Source organism: Candidatus Wallbacteria bacterium, from assembly GCA_028687545.1.
Classification (GTDB): Bacteria; Muiribacteriota; JAQTZZ01; order JAQTZZ01; family JAQTZZ01; genus JAQTZZ01.
In genome coordinates this window covers 1-6,478 of sequence record JAQTZZ010000095.1, presented here as the reverse complement: position 1 = coordinate 6,478, position 6,478 = coordinate 1, and the positions used below count along the sequence as shown (strand labels likewise).

Genomic DNA, 6,478 nt, shown 5'->3' with positions numbered 1-6,478 from the left:
CCGGATCGGCTGCAACGAAGAAAACAAAACTTTTAACATTACTGATACAGGCATCGGCATGACTGCTGAAGAAATAGTGGAAAATCTGGGTACAATCGCCCATTCAGGCTCTAAGGCATTTCTTTCAAAATGAAAGATGCAGGGACTGAAATGCGTCTGATCGGCCAGTTCGGAGGTGGATTCTATTCTGCTTTCATGGTGGCGAAGCGGGTGATTGTGCGCTCCAGGTCTGCGATGAAGGATGCGAAGGGCCAGCGCTGGGAATCAGACGGCAGCGGCAGCTTCACTGTCACTCCGGCTGAAGGAGTAGAGCGCGGCACCATGATCACAGTAGAACTCAAGGACGACAACGCCGATTTCTGCAAATCCGACAAAATCAAGGATCTGATCAAGCGCTATTCCAATTTCGTGCCTTTCCCCATTTTTGTGAACGGAGAGCGCGTCAACACTGTGGAAGCCATCTGGACCAAACAGAAAGGCGAAATCAAGGACGAAGCTTATACCGAGTTTTACAAATTCATTGCAAATGCCTATGACGAACCCAGTCTGCGCCTGCATTTTACGGCAGACGCGCCCATAGACATCAAAGCCCTGCTGTTTGTGCCAAAGTCAAATTTCGAGAAATTCGGATTCGGCAGGCAGGAACCGGGCGTAAGCCTGTACTGCAGAAATGTGCTGATCGACCCGAAAAACCGGGAGATACTGCCTGAATGGATGAGATTCGTGAAGGGAGTGATCGACTCAGAGGATCTGCCCCTGAACATCTCGCGCGAAACCATGCAGGACAAATCACTGATGGCAAAAATCAGGAAGATCATAGTCAAACGCTTCATCAAGTTCCTGTCCGAGGAAGCAGGCAAATCAGAGGAAAAATACCAGGAATTTTTCGCTGAATTCGGCGTATTTCTCAAGGAAGGGCTTTCAGTTGACCATGAATACAGGGAAGATATCGCAAAGCTCCTGCGCTTGGAGTCTTCCAAAACCGAAAACGGCAAATTGACTTCGCTTGAGGAATACATAAAACGGGCTCCTGAAACGCAGAAGGAAATTTACTTCATCAACGGCCCTTCCCGCGAGACGATCGAAGCAGGCCCATATCTGGAAGCTTTTCGCGCCAAAGACATGGAAGTGCTGTTCACCTTCGAAGTGATGGATGATTTTGTGCTTGGGAATCTCTCCGAGTTCCTGGGTAAAAAAATTGTGTCTGCCGAGAATGCAGAAATTGAAATGGATCAGAAAGAAGGAGAAAAATTGACATCCGACCAGTCTGATCAGCTCTGCAAATGGATCAAGGAGATTCTCGGCGAAACAGTCAGCGAAGTCCGCGTCTCAAAGCGTCTGGCGGAAAATCCGGCCATAGTCATCAGCAAGGACAGCCATTTCTCGAATTCGGTGCAGAGGATGATGAAAAACATTCACAAGGATTTTCCCGGGATGGAAGGCAGCTATATTCTGGAACTCAATCCGGCTCATGAACTGATCCGCAATCTTTCGGCTCTGAAGGAGGCAAATCCGGACCTGGCGAAATTGATCGCACAGCAGATTTACGACAATACAAGAGTGCTGGGAGGCCTGACTGTTGAACCAAGGCCGATGGTGGAGCGGATGAACAGGATCATGAGCGCGATGGCAGGAAGCCTGCAGAAGTGAATCCGGAGTCTGCCTGATGAAAAATGCTTTTCCAGCAATAGTTACTTTGTCGTTAATGATCGCTCTTCCCTGGCTTTACTGGTCTGGCAGAACGCAGCTGCCGCCACTCTCTTTTGCCCTGGAAGGTCTGGTGTTCGTCGAGAAAACGCCGTATGCTCTGCTGACTGCCATGTGCAGAGGTGTCGGCACGCATTATGCCATGCCTGAAAAGGAGAATGCCGGGAGATTCACTCTGGAAAAGATCAGCCTCGATCCTCCGGCTGCTGTAATCAGTTATGAGAAGAAGAGACAGGAGCTTCCTCTGGAGAAGTATTCCCTTGAAAGAAAAGGCTGGAGCTTTTCCGGGTTCCTGAAAAACGAGACCAGCGTCAATTTCAGCGGGTCTGCCGCTGATTTTCTAGCTGAAAACGTCCTGATCAGATGCGGGCAGCCTGTTTATTTTTCTCAGGGTCTGTACGGAAACAGGCAAGTCATCAATTCCGATACTGCGACCAAGCAGAAACTTCTGGACAATGCGCGCAGGACAATGATCGAACTGCGGATGACACAGTCTGTATTCGTAGTGCTGGAAAAAAGAGACTGTGTCTGGCAGCCGGATACCTGCGATGTAACAGTGAATCCAGCAGCAATCTATTTCCGCGGCACAGTCGAACTGGATGGCCGAAGGTATTTAAAACTTTTTGCCGAAGACTGGGACTGCGGGTTTCATCCGATTCTGGCCAGGGAAGGTGATCCTATAGGTCAGTTTACTGTTTCAAGCATTGGGGAGAAGCAATTTACACTATCTGAAAACGGAAAAACCCTGGAAATTGAATTTTCCAGGTATCAAATGCCTCAAGACCAGGTTTGTTCATACTCTGACCCTGACAGAGTATTCTCTGATGCGGAAACTTTCGGGAACAGATTTTCAGACACAAAGGGTGCCGAAATCCCGGTTTATGCTGTCTCTGAAATCCTGTCTGAACCGCTTGCAGTGGATATGGCTCTGAAGCCGTTTACAGCCAGGCTCAAGGAGCTGGCTGCAGCCAAAGGATGGAAAATTAAGGTTGAGCAGGATTGCATTCTGGTCTGGAAATGAATCTGATAAATTCTACAAGTTGCGGTTATTTCTTAATCTGTTTTCCGGCATTTTAAACTTGTTTCTGATGGCTTGAATTGTTTTTGCAGCTCTGGCAGCTTCCGCCATTCTGAACAGACTGCGGAAAGTCTGCTCTGCCTCTAAAGCAGTGCTTAGCGCTTCCTCAAGTTTTCCCTCAAACACCAGAACCTCAGCCAGAGCAAGCTTTGAGGTGGCTTCGCTCTGTTCATCTTTGTTTTCCCTTGAAATCAGCAGCGCTTCCTCGCAACAACAGCGGGCTTCTTCAGATTTCCCAAGAGCAAGAAGAGTTCTGGCCAACGTTGACAGACAGTATGCAAGAGACTGGGTACTCCCTAAATTGCGGAACGTCTTTTCCGCAGACTGGAGTTTATCTAATGCTTTTTCAGGACTACCCTGGTTCAGCTCAATCTCTGCCAGCCAGCAATATGCACTGGCTGCGCTTTCTTTGTAATGCATCTTGACACTGATGTTTAAAGCCTCTTCCAGTCGGCTTTTGGCGTTTCCCCAGTTGTCCTGAAAGATTTCCTCTCTGGCAGAGGAAATCAGAGCATTGACTTTGTCATGCAGACAACCGGAGGTCTCATATTTTTCAGCAGCCAGGATATACATTGCTGAAGCTTCAGCCAGTTCACCCTGATAATGATGGAATTTTCCCAAAGCCATGTAACAATGAGCAAATCTCAGCTCATTGCCTATTTCTGAATACAGCATCAAGGCCTCCTTGAGCCTGGATCCTGCGGAATCGAAATCACCAAGCTCGCAGTAAATCTCGCCAATGTTATGAAGCGCAGCCGCTACACCTGTCTTATAACCTGTATTGCGGGATAATTCCAGAGCTTTAAAAGCGTTTTCCAGGGCATTGGAGTAATCCTCCATCTCGAGATAAAAAGTGGAAAGGCTAAAGTATCCAATGGAAGCGCCATGCCGATCTCCAATTGAAAGATCATGCTTCAGGGATTTTACAATCTGCTGCTTTGCTTCAGGATAATTTTTCTTACTCTGCTGAACCAGGCCGATATTGTACTCGACCAGGAAAGCACAATGAAGATCGCCTAGCAGATTGTATTGCTCGATGGATTTCCGGTAATACGAAAGTGCGATGTCCAGTTCTAAACGATTGAAATGTATGGTACCGATATTTTTCAGAGTTTCAGCATACAGCGCAGTCGAATTGGAACCTGCCGGCGAATCAGCCAGACTTGTCAGATGCAATAAAGCCTCAGAAAGATCGCCGCGCCGGAAACTGAGCTGGCTGCGCTGGAAAAGAAGCAACATTTTATATTTATTCATCTGCGATTCGGGTTGTATTTCAGGCAGCTTTTGTTCGCATTCCAGGATTGTTCTCTCCCATGATTCAAGTTCAGACAGAAGTTCCAGAGAGTGCATTTTTTTCAGATTCAGTTCAATCCAGGCAGAAGGCAGATCTGCAAACTCAGGAAGATATCGCTCGATGACACCCAGACAGTTTTTGTTTTCCCCACTCGCAGTCAGTGCAGCAGAGTATAGTCCAAGGAATTCAGCTTTTTTTCCGTCACCTGCAAGACTTCCGTCTTTTGAAAGAAGGGGTTCTATAGTCCTGAAGTATGGAAGAGCGTCGGCGATCCGGAAATGTTTCATCAGCTGCTGCAATGTCAGAAACCCATATTTAACAGTTTCTCTGATATTCTCGGCCTGCAGATAATGACTGTAGAGACGGGGATTAAGATCTGATCCGTGTTCTTTTGCAGCCGTAAGGTTCAGGAACCATTTCGCAACCGAATCATGCAGCTTGATTTTCTGTTTTTTTGTCAGTCTGTTCAGCGTGGCATCCCGCAGCAGGGCATGGCTGAATGAGAAATATCTGTAACCAAGAATATCCTGTTCCGGCGAAGGCAGAAGAAAACCTTTCTGAATAAACGCTTCGATATTTTCACCCAGATTAGTCTTCCCGCATAGATCCGAGACAAATTCCGGAATGAACTGCATGCTTGTGATTGAGCCTTTTTTCAATATTTCCAGGTTTTCCTTGTTCATGCTCTCAAGACGCGATTGCAGCACCAGCCCTATTGACCCCGGGATTTTGTATTTTTCCAGCCTGACAGTGTCGATTTCCAGTCCGGCCCCAGGACCAGTATTCAAAATACCCGCTTCGGAAAGGGAAATTAATATTTCTTCGATGAATAAAGGGCTTCCTCCGGCTGCATTCTCGATCATCGAAACAAGCTGATCTGGAACCTGCACTGAACCCGTCGCATTTTCCAGCAGGCTGCGGCAAACTTCTGAACTGAGAGGGGGCAGGGGGATAACAGTGACGCCTGAATCTGGAAGGTTTTTAAACTGCTCTCTCCATTCCGGCCTGGCTGTACAGGCGAACAGCAGCCTGCCTTTTCCCCAGCGCAGCAGATGCTGTATCAGCTCCACAGAAGCTTCGTCAATCCACTGGAGATCGTCCAGGAAAAAGATGTACGGATCACGCTTAGTCAGATTCAGGAACATGTCCTCAGCAGCTTTTAATGCGGCCATTGAAGCGATTTCAGGGTCCCCCTGAGGGGAATAGTCAGTTTTAAGGCTTGTGAGGAAAGCCAGAATCCTGGAGTGTTCAAACAGATCATCCCAGGATGCCTCGCGATTCGATAAATGCGAAGCCAGAGTTTCCGCACTGACAACTCCGAATTTCTGCTGAAAGAGGACTTTCATCAGGCGGAAGTCGTTTTTTACGGAACTGTCGTAATAAACCGAAGTCATCACCTGATCGTATGGCAGGGTGTCACAGTGGCGGTTGAATTCCCGCATCACGCGGCTTTTTCCGATGCCGGGCGGACCTTCAATCACGATCAGGTGAGGCTTTTTATCTGTAACCAGCTGTTCCAGGATTTTGATGCAGGAGGCAAGTTCTACGCTTCTGCCCAGAAAAGCTGTTTCATGACCTAAAATACTTCTCTGCCTGATTGGCGCGCGGTCTTTGACAAGAATCGTCTGGACAGGTTCGTTTTTTCCTTTGATATCAAGTTTCTGGTAAGACTGGATTTTGAAACGGCCTTTCAAGAGCATGCTGTGGTCCGCGGTAATTAAGATCTCACCTGTCGGAGCGTTCTGCTCCATGCGGGCTGCCAGGTTGACAGCATCACCCAGAATGTCGGTTTTCCCGCCGATGAGACCTTTTACGACCTTGCCTGTATGAATGCCGATCCTGATTTCAAGTCGCGCCCCGCCCTTTGCTGCTTGTTCAGCCGAGAATTTGCTCACCTCGTTGCGCATTCTCAGTGCTGCGTAACAGGAATGCATCGGGTCCAGGTCGGAACTGACTGTCAGTCCGAAAGCGGCCATGATGCAATCGCCTTCGTATTTGATGACTTCGCCGCCTTCGGAAGAAATGATTCCAGTAAGTCGTTGGAAAATTTCGTCGATGATTTCCTTGACCGCATCAGGCTCCAGTTTTTCACTCATGCTGGTAAAACCTTTGAGATCGGCAAACAGGATAGAGACAAGCTTCAGTTCATCTTTGTTTTCAGCCTGATCTAAACGAACTCCGCACTCCAGGCAGAACTTGGAGCCGTCAGGGCAGGAAAATTGGCATTTACTGCACTTGATCATGGAGAGATTATATCATAATTAGATGCTAGTCTGAGGCACAGCAGGTTGGTTGAATACGGCAATGGGATCAAGTCCTGTCTAAACCTGTACCTGTCATTGTTTCATACAGCTTTCCAGTGCTAAAGTTTGTTCCTGATGGATTGGGCTATTTTTGCA

3 protein-coding genes are annotated in these 6,478 nt (G+C 47.8%); 2 read left to right on the top strand and 1 reads right to left on the bottom strand.

Annotated elements, in window-relative coordinates:
* Positions 1-129: 129 nt before the first annotated feature.
* Positions 130-1,650, top strand: coding sequence for a molecular chaperone HtpG (htpG, locus tag PHW04_18890; protein MDD2717961.1), 1,521 nt, complete (start codon positions 130-132; stop codon positions 1,648-1,650).
* A gap of 16 nt (positions 1,651-1,666) precedes the next feature.
* Positions 1,667-2,728: a hypothetical protein gene (locus PHW04_18885; GenBank protein MDD2717960.1), complete on the top strand. Its 1,062-nt coding sequence runs from the start codon at positions 1,667-1,669 to the stop codon at positions 2,726-2,728.
* A gap of 12 nt (positions 2,729-2,740) precedes the next feature.
* On the opposite strand, the gene PHW04_18880 is transcribed toward PHW04_18885, so the two are convergent.
* Complete coding sequence (locus PHW04_18880) at positions 2,741-6,322, bottom strand: adenylate/guanylate cyclase domain-containing protein (protein ID MDD2717959.1); 3,582 nt, start codon at positions 6,320-6,322, stop codon at positions 2,741-2,743.
* Positions 6,323-6,478 lie beyond the last annotated feature (156 nt).